Origin of the sequence: Butyrivibrio sp. NC2007 (assembly GCF_000421405.1) — a bacterium.
GTDB lineage: Bacteria > Bacillota > Clostridia > Lachnospirales > Lachnospiraceae > Butyrivibrio.
In genome coordinates, this window is sequence record NZ_ATWY01000009.1 from 16,361 (window position 1) to 35,152 (window position 18,792).

Consider the following 18,792-nt stretch of genomic DNA (forward strand, 5'->3'; position numbering starts at 1 on the left):
GGAGTATCTTATGGAGCATTATTATCAACCCGAGATTGAATGTGCCCCTTATGAGGAAATAAGGAAGATTCAATCAGAAAAGCTTGTAAAACAGGTAAAGCACGTATGGGACAATGTCCCTTACTACCGCAAAAAGATGGAAGAAAAAGGAGTTACACCTGACGACATCAAATCTGTTGATGATCTTCATAAGCTTCCTTTCCTCTCCAAAGCAGATCTGCGTGAGACCTATCCCGACGGACTTCTTGCAGTTCCCAAGGACGACGTTGTCAGAATCCACTCAACATCAGGCACAACCGGTAAAAGAGTTGTTGCCTATTATACACAGAATGATATAGACCTCTGGGAGGATTGCTGCGCAAGAGCCATCATGGCTGCAGGCGGAACCAATGAGGATGTTGTTCAGGTTTCCTACGGCTATGGTCTGTTCACAGGCGGTGCAGGACTTCACGGCGGTTCACACAAGGTCGGAAGCCTTACAATCCCCATGAGTTCAGGTAATACCGACAGACAGATCATGTTTATAAAAGACCTTAACGCTACAATCCTGTGCTGTACACCAAGCTATGCTGCATATCTTGGCGAGCGTATGCAGGAAATGGGATACGGCCCAGATGATATTCCTCTTAAGGCAGGCATCTTTGGTGCTGAGGCCTGGAGTGAAGAAATGAGACAGAGCATCCAGAAGACCATGGGCATCAAGGCTTTCGATATCTACGGTCTTACAGAGCTCTCCGGTCCCGGAGTTGCCTTTGAATGTTCAGCTCAGCAGGGAATGCACATCAATGAAGATCACTTTATTGCTGAGATAATCGATCCCGATACCGGCGAGGTGCTTCCTGAAGGCGAGCAGGGTGAACTTGTGTTTACAGCTATCGACAAGGAAGCTTTCCCCATGATCCGTTATCGCACCAAGGATATCTGCAGACTTTCAAGAGAGAAATGCTCCTGCGGAAGAACCCATGTCAGAATGGCTAAGCCTATGGGAAGATCAGACGACATGCTCATCATCAGAGGTGTCAACGTATTCCCGAGCGAGATCGAGACTGTTCTTCTCAACAACGGTTATGCAGCTAACTACCAGATCGTTGTTGACCGTGTAAACAACACTGATACTCTTGATGTTCAGGTTGAGATGACACCTGAGATGTTCAATGATAATGTCGGTGAAGTTGAAGAGAGACAGAAGAAACTCATGGCTGACCTTAAGTCAATGCTCGGCATCAAGGCTAAGGTTTCACTTCTTGCTCCTAAGTCCATCGCAAGATCAGAGGGCAAGGCTGTCAGAGTTATAGATAAGAGAAAGATCTGATGTTATAATTAATTCAGGAGGATAAGAGAATGAGCGTACAGCAGATTTCCGTTTTTCTTGAGAATAAACCCGGAACCCTGAAGAAAATGACAGGCGTTCTTGCTTCCCACGGCATCGACCTCAGAGCAACTTCCCTGGCAGAGACCAAGGACTTTGGAATTGCAAGACTTATTGTGGATGATGCTCTGGAAGCTGTCAGCACTCTTAAGGAGCACGACTTTGTAGCAAGCCTTACACCGGTTCTCGCAATCGAGATTCCAGATGAAGCCGGCGGACTTGATAAGCTCCTTGATAAGTTTACGGATGAGTCCGTAAATATTGAGTATATGTATGCTTTCCCGGGTGGCAGGAACACAGACAGAGCCTGCATGATCTTCCGTGTTGCAGACACCAAGGCTGCTGAAGCACGTCTTACAGGCGCAGGTGTCAAGGTTCTTACCCAGGAAGAGATTTCCAACATCTGACACTACAGTAATACCAAAGGGCCCCGCCTTTATGACGGAGCCCTTTTTCATTTTTTATTTTAGTCTGCTCCCTTTTGAACATTCCTTAGCGCCTCCTGAATATCATGATCGTAGGAAAGCATGGGTTCTATGTCTTTCCCCATTATCTTCCTGTCAGTATAATTCCTGGTAAGCTTAATGATAAGCGGAAGCTGCGACAGCACACCTATGAGATTAGGTATGATCATAAGTCCGTTGAAGGTATCAGAGATGTCCCATACAAAGTTATTTATCTCATTATTTACCTGAATTACCGTTTCCATTTAGTATCTCCAACATTCCCTCATAGTCAAACTGATCAGCCATCATGCGAAGGGCACTAAACTTTTCAGCCTCATTTTCCGGTATTGCATAACCTTCTACTTCCTTAAAGACAGCATCGATAGCATCACAGTCCATGGCATCAGCGCCATCCCTAAGTCCTTCATAGACGCTTTCCATAAGAAACTCATCCGCAAGAGGCTTTGGCTCTTTTTCTGCATCCGCAGGTGTATCCTCTTCAAATAATTCACTGAGTTCATCTTTAAAGCTTCTATACTCACGCAAAAATACCGAGTGGTTCTGCTTGATGTAATCGTATCTTTCTTCTTTTCCCGCGTTTTCAAGAAGCTGTGCCTTTTCGGATATTCCCATCGCACCTATAAGACGGCATGAACTTTTCAGCGCATGCACCTTGATAACATAGTTGCTGTAATCCTCTTCATAATAGTATCTGTCGAGTTCCTCTGCCTTACTGTCTATGGAATCATAGAAGAACTTGAGAATTTTCCTGAAGCCTTCCTCTGATCCATTGTTCTTGATCGCTAATTTACCATCGATTCCGTCAATGGCCTCATACCATTTCAAAGGCTCTTTTACCTCCTCTTCATCTACTGCATCGTAATCCTCCTGCTCATCTCTGAAAAGGCGCATGCTTTCATTGAAGTAGGAATTTAAGTTGTAAGACTTGTTGGACTTAACAAAGTATATGATACCGAAGGTTCCGGGGCCACAGTTTGAAGATATGGCAGCTGAAGCCTGCTTGAACACAACGTTCTCGAAATAAGCTTTCTTACTGATCTCCTCTTTGATCCACCTGAGGGTCTCTATCGGAACGTTGACATAAGTTACAATTACAACTTCCGGATCCGGAATCACATCTACAGGAAATACCTTATTTATGTATTTCCTATATGCTCTTTGGGTACTGCCAAGCCAGATGCCTCCGATCTTTAAGGCATCATCTCTTAATCTAAGGCATGGATGAAGGGAGAGACTCCTTGCAAGCTGATCAAGTTCCGGTCTGATAAATCCCCTCTTAGCCATGGTTTCTGTATCATCGATAATAAAGCTGCATCTTAATCTCTTCTTTACGTCCTCCAGCTCTGATACAATTTCCTCTACGGAAGCATTCATCTGTGCAAGCTTGATGGCGATAAGAATTAAAATTCCGGTAGCTGAGGATACAGACTCAGAATTTACTACGGTAACATTGTCAAAAGACCTTGCTGCTTCACATGCAAGTTTGTAGTCCTCACTCATACCTGTCGATATAGCTATGTGAATGATATGGTGAGCCTGCTTGAGATTCATTGCAAAGAAATCTCTGTAAGCAGCTTCATCCGGTGGCGAAGATTCGGCCTGTTTTCCTGTGCTCATATAACGCACAAGTTCATCGGCACTCATCTGTACACCGTCTTTGAATACGCCCTCCTCTGTCTTGATAAGGAAAGGCAAAATAGGAATAAACCTGCTGGTAAGTACCTCCGGCAGATCACACATACTGGTCGATGTTATAAGAAGAGGCATCTTGCCCGAGTATCCGGCAGAGGCGTTAATGTCCGCCTTATCAACAACCATATTGCTCTTCCTGACAATAAGCTTATCAGGAACGATATATCTCATAAGCGTGCTCTCAAGAGATTCGCTGGAGACGGGCTTTACCAGATATCCGTCAAATCCTGCTCTGTAATAGGTCTCTCTGTCAACGGAGCCGGCATTGGCCGTAAGTACCACTATAGGTGTTGATCTGTTAAGTCCGCCATCCTGATTTCGAATGTTTGAAAGACATTCTATTCCATCCATCTCAGGCATTATGTGGTCCATGAGTATGGCGTCGTATTTTTCCTTAAGGCACATCTCCAATGCTTCTTTTCCGCTCATTGCTCCGTGAATCACCATCTGAGTTCCTTCAAGAAGCTTACACTCAACCTCAAGGTTTATCTCATTATCGTCAACGATAAGAACCTTTGCCTCAGGAGCATGGAAAAGATTCTCATAGGTCTTTCTCTTTGACTCACTCTCGCTGTGAATATTAAGATTTCCAATTGCTGTAGAATCCGCAATCTCCTGAGAAAACGAAACAGTAAATGTAGAGCCTTCTCCGTAAATACTGTTTACAGACACTGTTCCGCCCATGAGTTCTGTCAGGTTCTTTACAATTGAAAGACCCAGTCCCGTTCCTTCAATGTGTCTGTTCTTACTTTCATCAACTCTCTTAAACACATCAAAAATAAAGGGCAGGGCTTCCTTCTTGATTCCAATTCCGGTATCAGAAACAGACATGGTAATATCTACCATATCTCCGCCTCTGATCTCGCTCTCAACTCTAAGATCCACAGAACCTTCGGATGTGTATTTTATGGCATTATTGATCAGATTTACCAGAATCTGCTTGATACGAACTTCATCGCCATAAAGGACGCTCGGAAGCTTAGGATCTATGATAACGTTGAACTTAAGCCCCTTGTCATTGGCTCGTCCCCAGAACATGTTTACAATTTCAGAAAACATGTCGCCTACATTATAGTTGACCGGTACAAGCTCCATACTTCCCGCTTCCACCTTTGAGAAGTCCAGAATATCATCAATAAGAGTAAGGAGCATCTTACCGGAGCCCTGGATTCCCGATGCCTCTCTTATAACCTCATCCGAAGCGCTCTTGTCACGCAGGATGAGCTCATTAAGTCCAAGAATGGCATTTATAGGCGTGCGGATCTCATGGCTCATGCTGGAAAAGAATCTGTTCTGAGCGCGAGAAAGGTCCTCAGCTTTTTTTGCTGATTCTCTGGCTTTTTTGTTCTCGCCCATATACATATAATTCTGGAGCCATGTCATGGAAAAGCAGACAAAGCCCACAAGAACAATAGATATAAACGAGTCAACCAGGAACATCTCATTGGAGTGCTTGTAGATAAGCTCAGGATAAAGGTATTCAAGTGTATAACAGATAGTAGCCATGATCACAATACAGACAAAAGTGACTATCCTCCAGGCTCCGGCAAGAACAAGGCCTGCATAGGTGAAGGTGAATATAAACCAGATAATGCCTCCGCCTCTGATACCACCGCCAAAGAAGTACAGTCCCGGAAGGATCAAAAATACCAGTCCCAGAACCGTAACCTTTATGGAAAACTCAATCTTTTTTCTGCGAAAGCCATAAAGCATGACGCCGGGAATAAAAATGACAGCACCGACAATAACCCATATTTCATATGGATTTTCTTTTAAGATAATATCTCCGAACAGGGCTATAATGGCCGTCACTTCACAGACAACTGTCAGTGCAAGATAGACTCTCTCCCTAAACTCCCTCTCCGGGTCCATTATCGCTTTTATTATTCTGATTATAACCGCGTCTTTCTTCATGATGCCTGCCCTCCTCTATCTGTGCCGTTTTGGGCAAGTACCTTGAGCATAACATGCTCAAACTCCGGGATACTCATGGGCTTTGCGATAAATCCGTCAAACCCTTCCCTCATGAACATCTCTCTGGCTCCTGAAACTGCGTTGGCAGTAAGAGCAATTACAATTGCTTTCTTATCTCTTTCTTTTGCCGCCGCTTTGATGAGTTTCATTGCTTCCACACCATCCATTTCAGGCATCATATGATCCATGAAGATAACATCATAATCATGTTTACGATATTTTTCGACAGCCTCTTTTCCGCTTCCTGCGACATCTGTGTACATCTCGAAATCTTTAAAGATTCCTTCCGCAACAATCAGATTCATCGGCTCATCATCTACAATCAAAGCTCTTATGCCTCTAAGGTTAGGGTGAGTGACCTGATCGATGCTATCAAGACCGGTTGCCTCGTAGCCCTCATTTATAACCCTGGTGACAGGATAGCCGTACAGAGGCTTGGGCAGAACGATGACACGGCTTCCGGGTATTGGTTTAAATCCGGGATTGGAGGATACTGCTATAACAACGCCGTTTTTGCTCAGCTCTTCAAAGTATCCCGTGTTATCCTGATACTCCTGCTCACCCATAAAGATGGCCGATATTTCGCTCTTCTCTCTTATGTGTTCAATTTCTTTTACTGTTTCAGCAGAATAAAGAGATACCTTCAATCCGGTTGCGAGATTGGTAGCCATAGCCTTTATGAAATCGCGCACCTTAGGCACTTTAAACTTATCCGAACGTGAATGGAAAATAATATCTCCCGAATAATTTTCTGAAATGGACAAACCGGGAGTCTGATCTATTACTTTCTGAGGGATTGTTACTCTGACTGTGGTTCCGCTTTTCGGTGTACTCTCAATCTTAACAAAACCGCCCATACTGTGGGCAAAACCATATACAATGTACAGACCCAGTCCTATTCCTCCGGTGTTACGATTTCTCTTTTTATTAACCTGATACATGCTTTCGGAAACCATTGCAATGGATTTGCGATCGATACCAATACCGGTATCAGTCACTTCTATGCAAAGATTAACGCCATAGTCAGTTTTCTCTGCATATACTCTTACATAGATGCCACCCCTTCTGGTGAACTTAACTGCATTCTCCAAAAGGTGCCTGAATATCTTATGAAGCTTTTTGGAATCTCCCTGCATCTTTAAAGGTACTCTTGGATCAAGGTCAACTATCAGATCCAGATTTTTGTCGTTTTCCAGCATTCTGTATTCTACGACTATATCATTTATAAGCGATGTACAGGTGTATACATCCTCTTCGAGAATCATATTTTCACGCTTACACTCTGTGTAATCCTGAATATCTTCAATCTGATAGGCAAGCCTGTTTCCGGCCTGTTTGATGGAGTACGCCTCTTTGCCGAGATCTTTTTTAATCTGCATCTCACTCATGCCAAGCACAACGTTTACAGGAGTTCTCAGCTCATGGGAGATATTCGAAAGAAAGTCCTCCATATCGGCATCTACTGCTTCTATTCGGGCTTCTTTTTCTTCTCCTTCATTTATCATTTCAATCCTGTCTCTTACAAATCTTATGCAGATGAAATAAACCATAGTAACTATGGCTATATGAAGCAGCAGTCTTGAGGTATTTACTGTGTCAAAGGGAGCGCTCTTCTCTTTTCCCGCAAGATAAAGCTGGATTCCAAGGACGATCCAGTATTCAACAAAGAGAAGATTTAAGATGTAAATATGATTTAAGAGGGAAAGCGCAACCATAACAAGAACAATGACTATGGCTACATCATAATAAGAAGTTCCATGTACGCCATGATAGAATACCATAAGCATAACATAGACCAGATATGCCACCTGCCTTACTTTATATTCAGGGTTTCCTGTGATGTGCATGCCCCACAACGAAACAGCTCCTACCATAAGAAGTGGCGGAACCCAGAATTCCCACCCAAGCATAAGGCTCTCGATTGAAAGCCCGATACAGCCAATGGATATAAGCAGAATGATAAGTCTCTCGTTATTACTACGGTTCATATTATTCCTCATTACTCTCAAAAGAAACGTGCTTAGCTATATATTCCATCTTGGCCGATCCGGTATTCATCTCAGCAAAGGCTTTTTCTATGCGCCCTGCAACCATATCGCCTTCTTCTTTGGTGATAATGGGCAAGAATACCAGAATCTGGTCTGACTTGATCTGTACTATGGCATCACTTTTCCTGAGTTTATTCTTAAGCATTTCAATGAACTGCTTTGTAAAGTCTGATAAGTTCTCATCTTCATCAACCGACAGGTTAAAGAGTATCTTCTCGGCACCTTTTTTATATCTGGAGAGGAAGCGGATTGAAAATCTATAGATCTGGTAGAAAGTCTCTTTTCCTATGACCATTGCACCGTCGGCTTCGCCACGTTCCTCCATGATACGGCTAAGTCTTGAAAGATCAGCCTCTAAATCGCTCTCATCGTCCGAGGCCTTATCATAAATTTCCTCATCATAAATCTGGGCACCATGCTTGCCACTTTCCTTTGCTCTGTACATGGCGGAGTCGGCGCACTTAAAGAGAGTGGTATAATCTCTTGTATGCTTCGGAACAAAGGCTGCGCCTACTGAAATACCTATAGGCAGATCAAACTCTTCTCCCATCAGCTTTACGCACCTGTTCAGGATCTGATCGTTTAATCTGTCAGTGAGACTTTTTACCGCATTCTCAGAAGTAATGTTTCCGAAAAATCCCAGAAACTCATCGCCGCCTATCCTGCTTATTACATCCTCTTCTCTTGTGTTATGCTTCACGATCTCAGAGAAGGCGATCAGCACCTGATCTCCCATATCGTGACCGTAGATATCATTGACCAGCTTGAAATTATCCAGGTCAAAGAGCAGCATTGCCCCGGTGTGATCCTGACATATCTCTGTTATTTTCTCAATTCCGCTGGCCTTATTCATAAAACCGGTAAGCTTATCGAGAGTAGCCTTTTCAGTCAGGAGCTCAATGGTTTTATGACTTTTGATAGTATTGAAAATACGGCTTATAAAAATATCTTTATCAATCGGCTTTCTTACAAAATCTGAAGCGCCGTCTCTAAGGCCTCTTCTTTCTGCCGCCGTATCGTTTTCGCCGGACAAAAAAATAACCGGAGTGGTATGTCTTCCCAGTTTCTCCTCAAGAGCCCTAAGGGCATGGAATGTTTCAAATCCATCCATATCGGGCATGAGAATATCCAGGACTACCAGGTCCGGTGTATTTGTCTCCATGAATTTTAAAAGCGCAGCACCTGAGCGCAAAGGGCTAACGCGCATAGCATACCCTTCAAGCAGGTCTTTTGCGCTTCTAAGCAACAATGCATCATCATCTACTACAGCTATCCAATATCCCACGCTATCATCTCCGTTATTCGTTGACAGGACATATTTCTGCATAATATTCCATAATAAAATTGTACGATATTCAGCGGGATAAATGTATTAAAAAACAATAACTTTTTATGGTTATTTAGTTGTTATTTCAAATTCGTAAGCCGTGTTATAGGTCGCTACGTAAAGGGTGTCGCCTACTGCATTAAACTGGTATGCCGCGCTCCTTACAGGGATCTTTTCCATGATCTGACCTGTAAATCTGTCAAGAAGATAGATGAAGTCAGGCTCGGCTGTGAATCCGTATCCGCAGATGATAGTGTCTTTTACCAGAAGGAAGTTGTTGCTGTTGGCAACAAGAGGTTCACTTCTCCAGAGAACGTATCCGGTGTCGGGAGCAATTGCTACCATGTAGCTGCTGTTTGGCTCCTCGGAAGAATAGCCGTTGTGGCCAATTGAAACATAAAGTGTTCCGTCGTAGATCTTGGCCCACCTGATGTACTGGGTTGTCCTTGAGTAAGTGCCTGTCTCCTCATCAGGTCCGTTGCAGAGATCGTACAGATCAAGGCTGTAGAGAAGTGTGTCTCCTGAGTGGTCGTAAATATCCAGTCGGTTGTACATGTATGCGTAGTCCATTGGCATTTCACCAACGTAGGTGTAGTCATCATCGGAATAAGGGAGCTTTGCAACCTCGAACCCGTGCTGGTCTGCCCAGGCCTCGGTATCAAGCCAGTCTGTCTTTTCCTCATTGGTCTTCGTCAGGGTAATGTGCTCTCCGTCATCGGGGCCTCTTCCGTCCTCTGTGAAGGCTTTCCAGCTCTTGTTTGCAACCTTGATACCCTCGCTATTTACCAGGTGGAACTCGCCGTTTTCGTCCTCTACATAGTTGGGACTTGAGGGCTGTATCATCTCTTTTTCCATCTCTCTTGCTCCGACCATTGTCTCTTTTTCCAGGTCAGATGTGGGGATGTACTCTTCCTTGATAAGGTCAGGATACTTATCATAGGTTAGAAGGATTTCCTGATATCCTGCAGCGTAGGAAGCCATCTCATAGGGCGAGAATACTATGTGAAGTCCTTCTGTGGTGATATTCCAGGTGTAGAGGTTATTATTGATCTTGGCCTCGTAATAATCGTTAATTGTCTGACCCTCATCAAGGAAGGTAAAGGAATCAAATTCATCTTTTAGTTCAGGGTATGAGGCGTAGAGCTCGTCATGGATTGCCTTGGCTGCTTTGGCTGTGTCGTTTAAAACCTCTGCGAACTCCATGGTTTTGCCTGTTGCCGGATCAATATTGACTGATTCAGTGCTGTGACTTGGATGTGCTCCGCCTGAGTAGTCGTAGTAGCTTACAAGAACGGTGAACAGAGCATCGTCTGCCCTTACTACATCAGCAGATATCTCAGATGAATAGGGATAATCGATAGGTGTCTCGCTGTCCATCTGATAGAAAGCGTACTCGTTAACGCTGTACTCAACGCTGTCTTTCCAAAAGGCGTTAAGGTTATATATTTCAGAATACAGGTTTAAGTACTGGCCGGAAAACTCTGGAGTCATCGCAATCTCCGGGTAGCTTCCGGTAGAAACCTCTTTTCCTGAAACCTCGCAGGATACCGGGTGGGTTACGATGGTGATGGGCTTTTCGTCTGTTTTGGCATCTTCATCTCCTGTACCTTCGGCAGTCCCTTCACTTGCGCCTTCTTCGCTACTTGCATCCGTCTCTGCTGCCTCAACGCTGGCGCTCTCTGTTCCCGCGTTCTCATTAGTCTTCCCGCATGCCGACAATGATGCTGTAATCAGCGCAGTGGCTGTAATTATCGTAAGTATTCGTCTTTTCATAACATTTCTCCTCTAAAAAAACTACAGCCACCATTATACCACTTTTTGAGCCCCGGGGACGGAGTCAGTGGCTCATTTTTTGAGCCCTGGGGACGGAGTCAGCGGCTCATTTTGGGGTCCCTAGGCGGAGTCATAGGACAATTCTCGTCTGATCTACTGTATAGAAGTTATTTTTATCCTGGCACAGTAGCGTTTTTTACTATCTACGCAAGTACCTACTGTATATGCATGTTTTTACTTTCTATACAGTAAGATTTTCCTTGTTAAACCATACCATATCCATATGTAAGAGCTTTTTAGCAACTTTTTCAACAGTATCTATTGCAAATCTATTTCCATACAGTAGCATCTCACTGAATCTTGTGCTCTCTCTGACTGTAAATACAAACTTTTCGTTCATATACAGTAGCTTTGCATGATGCAGTGATTTCCGCTTACGGTATGCACATAGGTTTTGCATGTATACAGCCGTCTTAAAGGACTAGGCAACAAAAAAGAGTCAAAAAGAACCGTCCCCATTGACTCCCCATTGACTCCTTTTATTTGATTGATTCATATTTCCAAAAGCTTGGCTGCATTTTCTCCAAGGATGAGCTTTTGCTCTTTCTCTGATAAAGGCAATTTTTCAATAAACCGCCTGCTCTCTTTCTGTTTAGTCCAGGGACTGTCGGAGCCAAAGAGCATACGTTCCGGGCCAAAGGCGCGGATGATCTTCATGTAACCATTAGAATCTAGCATTCTAGTGTCCTTATCGTCCCAGTAGCCATCGCCATTAGGCTCAATGTAATCAGATGAAAACGAAGTATCCAGGTACACCCCTGTATCAGCAAGAAGCTCCGGAACCTCATCCCAGTTTGTCCAGCCACCCATATGAGCAAGTATAAACTTAAAACCACTATCCTTCTTGTCACCTTCTCCCGGCAGGATCAGATTATGGCTATTACCTTCAATCTCATTCCAAACATTTCTGCACATCTTTGGTGAGCAATGAACTACACCCGGAAATCCGATATCAATGCCAGCATGTGTCAGAACAATAAGTCCGTTCTCCGCTGCGCAATCAATTATTCTAAGGAACTTTACGTCATCTATGTCACATTTTTGATAGACAGGATGGAGCTTGATTCCCTTAATCCCATGTTCTGCTATTCTTCTTAGCTCCGTCCGATAATCAGAAAACTCAGGATGGATGCAGCCAAACGAAAGAACTCTTCTCCTTCCAGATACATCACTGTCATTATTCTCATCAAAGTATTTTTCATTATTTCTCAGCGATGAATCGTTGACCTTCACAACTTGCGACGGAGCTGTCGCAACAGGAACAACCACCGAGACATCTATGTCAGCTTCCTCCATAGAGGCCAGAATCCCACTAACTGTCCCATCCGTATGTGCCTTAATGTGTGCTTCCCTGCTCAGCGCGTCTATTGCTCCGGCAGCAATCTTATCCGGAAATGTATGTGTATGAATATCAATGACCATATCGGTTAATCGCTCCAATCATGTCTTAATTTAAAATCGCCCCAGGTCTCCCCGGGGCGCGCGTATAGTCTTTATAATTACTCCTCTTCGTCTGAAAGGGATGTGCTCTGGTGAACCATGACCTCCTTGTTGTAGCAGGCGAAGGCACCATCCACAAGTGCAGCATCCGGTCTCTTTGTGAAAAGAGATATCACAGGAACAATAACAAGTCCTGCCAGCATGCAGAATGCTCCGGCGTTGATCGGTGACTGAAGAAGCTTAGGGAAGCTGCTTCTAAATGCCATATTTGCAAGCATTACAACTGTAGAGAATACAAAGTTAACCCATACAGCAACCTTGGTTGTGCCCCTCCAGTACAGTCCATAGAGGAACGGAGCCAGGAATGCACCTGCCAGAGCTCCCCATGAAACACCCATGAGCTGAGCGATGAAGGTCACGTTCTGCTTGTACTGAATGATTGCGATAACAACAGAGATGGCAACGAATACAATTATGAGAGCCCTCATGATAAGGAGCTGTCTCTTTTCATCCATCTCCTTGTAAACATGGCCCTTCAAAAGGTCCAAAGTCAGAGTTGAACTGCTGGTAAGAACCAGTGATGAAAGTGTGGACATTGAAGCTGAAAGTACCAGCACAACCACAACAGCTATAAGGATATCAGGCATGCCTGAGAGCATTGTAGGAATGATTGAGTCGTATCCGCCATTAGCGATATCAACCTTATCGGAAAAGAGCCTTCCAAAGCCGCCAAGGAAGTAGCATCCGCCGGCAACTACAAAAGCAAAGAATGTAGATACGATTGTTCCCTTGGAAATTGCTCTCTCACTCTTTATCGCATAGAACTTCTGAACCATCTGAGGAAGTCCCCATGTACCCAGGGATGTAAGAAGTACTACGCCCACAAGGTTAAGAGGATCGGGTCCAAAGAAAGATGCGAAGATGCCAGGTGTTGTTGAAACACTCTCATCGCTTATTCTTGCAAGGCCGTCGAGAGCTGCAAGGAATCCGCCCTGACTGTTAAGTACAGATAAAATAACTGCACAGATACCGATCAGCATGATGATACCCTGAATGAAATCGTTGATGGCTGTAGCCATGTATCCGCCGGCGATAACGTAAATACCGGTGAGTACTGCCATAACAATAACGCAGATAGAATAATCGATATTAAATGCCATACCAAAAAGTCTTGAAAGACCGTTATACAATGATGCTGTGTATGGTATCAGGAATATGAAAGTGATGATTGAAGCTGCAATCTTAAGAGATCTTCCGCCAAATCTTGCCGCAAAGAACTGAGGCATTGTTGCGGAATTAAGATGCTGTGTCATGATCCTGGTTCTACGTCCAAGAATTACCCATGCAAGGAGTGATCCGATAAGGGCATTTCCGATTCCGACCCAGGTAGATGCTATTCCGTATTTCCAGCCAAACTGACCGGCGTAACCAACGAAAATAACTGCCGAAAAGTAAGATGTTCCGTAAGCAAAAGCTGTAACCCAGGGGCCAACAGATCTTCCACCCAAAACGAAACCATTGACATCAGTGGAATTCTTCCTGCAGATGAAGCCGATTGTAAGCATTACTGCAAAGAATACCACCAGTAACAGTGCTTTGATAATCATAAGATTTTCCCTCCAACAAACATTCTATTTAATACTGTAACGCTTTAAAGCGTGTTAGTCAAGAATGCTTGTGAAGGAAATTGTATAATTATTTAAAATATTAAAGAAGTGAGCTGATGCAAGCCTCAACGTCAACTACGTCGGCTGTTGGCTCAAATCTTGCAACCACGTTTCCTTCGCGGTCAATGATGAACTTGGTAAAGTTCCTCTCCCTTTCCTGTCTTAAGTGTGTAATCGTAGATCATTATCTTTCCTCCTTAATGTTTATTGTGTTAATATCTCTTTTACCAATTTGCTACTTCATCTGCGTTATGTACAAGCTTGGCATCCAATACCGCAGCGCCCTTGATATACTCTCCGAGTTTCTCGGCTGTCTTACCGATTCCGCTTCCGCCGGAAGTTGCGAAGGCGTAAACCTTCTTGCCTTCCCAATTATAATCCTTGCAGAATGTGTAAATTACTCTTGGCGCTGCTGCATACCAGATAGGGAAACCAATGTAGATAACGTCATACTTATCGAAATCCTCAACCTTTCCCTTAACAGGAACATCTTTTTTACCAACCTGTTCCTTGTTACATCTTGAAAGTGGATTGAGGTAGTTAATATCTGCCTTTGTGTAAAGCTCTGTCGGAACGATCTCGAAACAATCAGCTCCGATCTTCTTTGCAAATCCCTCTGCTACTGCTTTTGTTGTGCCTTCAGCACTGAAAAATGTTACTAATGTGCTCATACTTTGCCTCCATATTTTTTAGGCCTGTTATCCCGGGCTTTTATTCTTGATTTAAAGCTTGTGCAAGCTGAATTGTTTTGTATTTCGCGCAATCTAATTGTATCACATCTTTGTATATTTGCAAATGCTTTTTTGGGGATGGGTGGGCTACATTAGGTATCTGTTGATATTCTCATATACACTGTGAATATCCAGATCTATATCATTGGATTCCATGGTTATGATCAGATTATCGCCAAGAACAATTCCGTTCTGTTCGTATATCATTAACTTGTTAAAATTATCCAGGCAATAATCCGCATCTCCAAGCCTGCCTAAATGCTCCCAATATATGGTCTTTCTTTTCTTGATATTTAGAGCCACGAAATCAGGATACTTGGTAATACGGTTGTCTAAATCCAAACGCGGCTCATATATATACGGAATTTTCATATTAAACATAGTATCAGCTATTATCTTTTCACTCTTACTCTTAGATATCTCTTTATTCATGGTTTCAAATGATCTCTTTGGTGGATATGGATTCTGACATGGTGGCATGGATGCCAGCCATTTTTTGATATAATCCTCGTCGGTTGAGATTATAGGAGTTATCATAGCTTTCTTTGCATTACTGGTTTCTTTGTAAATATCTGTGATTGCATTAATATTGCTATGAATTATATATTTCTCCAATATGCTAATCTGCTCGTTAATCACTTTATTAACCTTCAGCTCATACTCCTTTTGGATGATAGGACGGATTTCATCAAACTTCTTCTTATTCACGTAGATACGCTTTCCCGAATTTTCATCTTTGCGATAATACTGATGAAAGTTTCCTCTTGAGGATGTCCGAATACATTCTTCAGGCGCATTCTTCAGTTTTTTCAAATTCTCATCTGAGCGCTTTTTTAGTTTCTTCAGCAGAATAAGCTGCTTTTCCAGTTCTCTCTTATTGTCTTCCATAGTTATTCCTTTAACTTTCTGTACTTTTTACTTTCCTTTACTCTGATATTTTTTGTCACTGGTATAATCTACAATTAACAATGACATTTCTTAAAAATTGGTGGAACCGGTCATCTGGATAATTCTCGTGTAATAAAACTGATAGATTTAGTAATGAATACAGTGAGATTTGATGTGATGATGGCAGAACGCCACTACCGGTATATAACTGATCAACATTCAGATTATACTTCACAATCCGTATCAGACTGATGATGATATTAGCATAATTTAGACTGATTAGTCTTTAAGAATTTATGAAGAATTATTAATTTTAAGAGGGTATATCTTAAGAATTTTACGTAATATCGCTCATATAAAGCACTTGATCAAGCTTGTATATTGAATAGCGCAGCACTGTTTATGAATTTACTCAAAAGCGTTAGCAAAAGTCATGCCAATAGAGGAAAATATCAACTGGCATGACATGCACTTTAGGGCTTGTCATGCGGATGCACCAATTCGCCTATTCGGCATGAATATATTTGTAGTGAAAGTCATGCCAATAGCATTTTTTCTTGTTGCGCATGATAACATAGTCATGCTATATCAAGATTTTTTAGAAGAGCATGACTTTCCATGGTTCCAAAGTCATGCCAAATCAAATATTTGCACAAGAGCATGACTTTGGTCTACACGATAAGTCAATAGAGACCATGCTCGCTCGAAATCGCATGGCGAATCCCTCTACCCCGCCATGCCTGCTCGAAATCGCCCTGGCGATTCCCACTCTGTGCGCAGAAGTGCAACGAAATCACAGATTTCTGCACTTCTAGTGTCGCTTGACGGCATTCGCCGTATACCGAAACAAAAAAATCCTCCACATCGTGCAAGCACGAGTGGAGGCCTTTTTTATTTCGCTGCATGGCTCACTTTACAACAATGTTAACAATCCTGCCGGGAACATAAATCTCTTTAACAATAGTCTTGCCTTCAAGCTTATCAGCAATAAGCTCTTTACCCTTGGCGATAACTTCGTCCTTAGGATCTTCCTTGCCGATGGAGAGCTTCTCTTTAACCTTACCGTTGATCTGAACTGCGATCTCAACAGTATCCTCAACGCACTTGGACTCATCATAGGTTGGCCATGGCTCAAATGCGATGGTGTTATCGTGGCCAAGGAGCTGCCAGATCTCCTCACCTACGTGAGGGCAGATGCAGGAGAACATCTTGATGAAGTTCTCAGCATACTCTCTTGGGCACTTGCCTTCCTTGTAAACTGCGTTTACGAAGATCATCATCTGGGCGATGGCTGTGTTGAAGCCAAGTTCCTCAAAATCACCTGAAACCTTCTTAACAGTCTGGTGATATACCTTCTCGAGGTTTCCGCCTGACTGCTCAGTAATATTAGAAGGCTCTGTAAAGAATGTATATACACGGCCTATGAACTTTCTTGCGCCGGTAACTGCTGCTGAGTTCCAGGGTTTTGAAACCTCAAGAGGTCCCATGAACATCTCGTAGAGACGAAGTGTGTCAGCGCCGTACTCTTCAACAATATCACTTGGATTAACAACGAACTCAGGGAATCTCTTACCCATCTTGATTCCGTTTTCGCCAAGGATCATTCCCTGATGTACGAGCTTCTTGAAAGGCTCTTTTACAGGAGAAAGACCCTTATGATAAAGGAATCTATTCCAGATACGTGAGTACATAAGGTGTCCTACAGCATGCTCAGGTCCGCCGATGTAAAGGTCAACCGGCATCCAGTGCTTAAGAAGCTCCTGATTAGCAAACTCTTTATCGTTATCCGGATCGATATATCTTAAGAAGTACCATGAAGAACCTGCACTACCGGGCATTGTTGATGTCTCTCTTGTGCCCTTAAGTCCGTTCTTGTCATAGGCCTTCCACTCTGTTGCATTCTCAAGAGGAGCCTTACCGTTCTTGCCCTTGTAATCTTCAAGCTCAGGAAGGATGACAGGAAGCTCTGAATCATCGAGGAATACGATGCTTCCGTCCTCTTTGTATACACATGGAACAGGCTCGCCCCAGTAACGTTGTCTTGCGAAGATCCACTCACGGAAGTGGTAGTTGACCTTCTCTCTTGCAACGCCCATATCTACGAGCTTCTTGGTAATAGCCTTCTTGGCCTCTTCTACTGTAAGGCCGTCAAACTCCTCAGAGTTCATAAGGATGCAGCCCTTGCCGAGATAATCCTGCTTCTCAAATGCATGTGCGGAAATATCAACTGTTCCCTCTGCATTGTTGATTACCTGGATAAGCGGAAGCTTATGAACTTCTGCATACTCAAAGTCTCTCTGATCGTGAGCAGGTACAGCCATAACAGCACCTGTACCGTAGCTTGCAAGAACGAAATCACCGATAAAGAGTGGAACTTCCTTGCCGTTTACAGGGTTGATAGCATAAAGTCCCTTAAGAGGACATCCTGACTTGGTCTTGTTAAGATCTGTACGATCAAGGTCGTTCTTCTTGAGTGTCTCGTCAATGTATGCCTGAACTTCTTCAGGATTCTCAACGCGGTCCATAAGTCCCTTAACAATCTCTCCGTCGGGAGCAAGAACCATGAATGTGATACCGTAAATTGTCTCGATACATGTGGTGAAGATTGAGAACTCTCCGCCGCCGACAATCTTGAAATCAACCTCTACACCGGTTGACTTACCGATCCAGTTTCTCTGGATCTCTTTTGTTGACTCAGGCCAGTCGATCTCGTTGAGGCCGTCAAGAAGCTCCTCAGCAAATGCCTGCTGGTCGATTACCCACTGCTTCATCATCTTCTTTACAACAGGGTATCCGCCACGCTCTGACTTACCGTCAATAACCTCATCATTTGAAAGAACTGTACCAAGCTCCTCACACCAGTTAACAGGCATGTCGATGTGCTTAGCATAACCTGCTTCGTAGAGCTTTTTGAAGATCCACTGTGTCCACTTGTAGAACTTGGGATCACTGGTTGCGATCATCTTGGACCAGTCGTAGTCAAATCCGAGCTCTTTGAGCTGCTTACTGAAGGTCTGAATATTCTTCTCTGTAAATCCTGCAGGATGATTACCTGTTGTTACAGCATACTGCTCAGCAGGAAGTCCGAAGGAGTCGTATCCCATGGGATGAAGAACGTTATATCCTTGCATACGCTTCATACGTGACATGATATCTGTAGCTGTGTATCCTTCCGGATGACCTGCGTGAAGACCTACTCCTGAAGGATATGGAAACATATCAAGTGCATAATACTTGGGCTTTGAAAAATCCCAGACATCTGTCTTAAAGGTCTGATTCTCCTCCCAGTATTTCTGCCACTTCTTTTCAATTGCGTGATGGTTATATACTTCTGCCATAACTAAAGCTCCTCTTTA

At 43.4% G+C, this 18,792-nt stretch carries 13 protein-coding genes and 1 pseudogene; 2 read left to right on the forward strand and 12 right to left on the reverse strand.

The genetic code is table 11. The features are described from left to right. The first annotated feature begins 10 nt into the window (after nt 1–10). On the forward strand, nt 11–1,312 hold the full coding sequence (locus G632_RS0108500) for a phenylacetate--CoA ligase family protein (RefSeq protein ID WP_022768595.1): 1,302 nt from the start codon (nt 11–13) through the stop codon (nt 1,310–1,312). A gap of 29 nt (nt 1,313–1,341) precedes the next feature. Continuing rightward, a complete protein-coding gene (locus tag G632_RS0108505; RefSeq protein ID WP_022768596.1) occupies nt 1,342–1,776 on the forward strand; it encodes an ACT domain-containing protein in 435 nt (144 codons plus the stop codon). Nucleotides 1,777–1,835: 59 nt separating this feature from the next. On the opposite strand, the gene G632_RS0108510 is transcribed toward G632_RS0108505, so the two are convergent. The 12 genes and pseudogenes from G632_RS0108510 to leuS form a co-directional block, all read right to left on the reverse strand. After that, nucleotides 1,836–2,078 (reverse strand): alanine:cation symporter family protein, encoded by a 243-nt coding sequence (locus tag G632_RS0108510; RefSeq protein ID WP_022768597.1) that lies wholly within the window; start codon nt 2,076–2,078, stop codon nt 1,836–1,838. After that, on the reverse strand, nt 2,053–5,442 hold the full coding sequence (locus G632_RS19380; RefSeq protein ID WP_022768598.1) for a DegV family protein: 3,390 nt from the start codon (nt 5,440–5,442) through the stop codon (nt 2,053–2,055). Before G632_RS19380 ends, G632_RS0108510 begins: the two co-directional genes overlap by 26 nt. After that, nucleotides 5,439–7,490 (reverse strand): hybrid sensor histidine kinase/response regulator, encoded by a 2,052-nt coding sequence (locus G632_RS0108520; RefSeq protein ID WP_022768599.1) that lies wholly within the window; start codon nt 7,488–7,490, stop codon nt 5,439–5,441. The genes G632_RS19380 and G632_RS0108520 overlap by 4 nt, the downstream gene beginning before the upstream one ends. A 1-nt stretch (nt 7,491) precedes the next feature. Further along, entirely contained in the window at nt 7,492–8,835 is a 1,344-nt protein-coding gene (locus tag G632_RS0108525) for a diguanylate cyclase (RefSeq protein ID WP_022768600.1), read from the reverse strand. A 111-nt stretch (nt 8,836–8,946) separates the two neighbouring features. Continuing rightward, entirely contained in the window at nt 8,947–10,650 is a 1,704-nt protein-coding gene (locus G632_RS0108530; RefSeq protein ID WP_022768601.1) for a DUF3298 and DUF4163 domain-containing protein, read from the reverse strand. Between the two features lie 241 nt (nt 10,651–10,891). After that, complete coding sequence (locus G632_RS21970) at nt 10,892–11,050, reverse strand: hypothetical protein (RefSeq protein WP_022768602.1); 159 nt, start codon at nt 11,048–11,050, stop codon at nt 10,892–10,894. 152 nt (nt 11,051–11,202) lie between these two features. Beyond that, a complete protein-coding gene (locus G632_RS0108540) occupies nt 11,203–12,132 on the reverse strand; it encodes an amidohydrolase family protein (RefSeq protein WP_022768603.1) in 930 nt (309 codons plus the stop codon). A 77-nt stretch (nt 12,133–12,209) separates the two neighbouring features. After that, on the reverse strand, nt 12,210–13,757 hold the full coding sequence (locus G632_RS19385) for a sodium:solute symporter family protein (protein WP_022768604.1): 1,548 nt from the start codon (nt 13,755–13,757) through the stop codon (nt 12,210–12,212). 100 nt (nt 13,758–13,857) lie between these two features. Further along, nucleotides 13,858–13,962 (reverse strand): annotated as a pseudogene (locus G632_RS22670) (glutathione peroxidase); the annotation flags it as partial. Nucleotides 13,963–14,041: 79 nt separating this feature from the next. Then, nucleotides 14,042–14,488 (reverse strand): flavodoxin, encoded by a 447-nt coding sequence (locus G632_RS0108550; protein WP_022768605.1) that lies wholly within the window; start codon nt 14,486–14,488, stop codon nt 14,042–14,044. A 147-nt stretch (nt 14,489–14,635) separates the two neighbouring features. Next, complete coding sequence (locus G632_RS0108555) at nt 14,636–15,436, reverse strand: hypothetical protein (protein WP_022768606.1); 801 nt, start codon at nt 15,434–15,436, stop codon at nt 14,636–14,638. 908 nt (nt 15,437–16,344) lie between these two features. Next, nucleotides 16,345–18,774 (reverse strand): leucine--tRNA ligase, encoded by a 2,430-nt coding sequence (gene leuS / locus G632_RS0108565; RefSeq protein WP_022768608.1) that lies wholly within the window; start codon nt 18,772–18,774, stop codon nt 16,345–16,347. Nucleotides 18,775–18,792 lie beyond the last annotated feature (18 nt).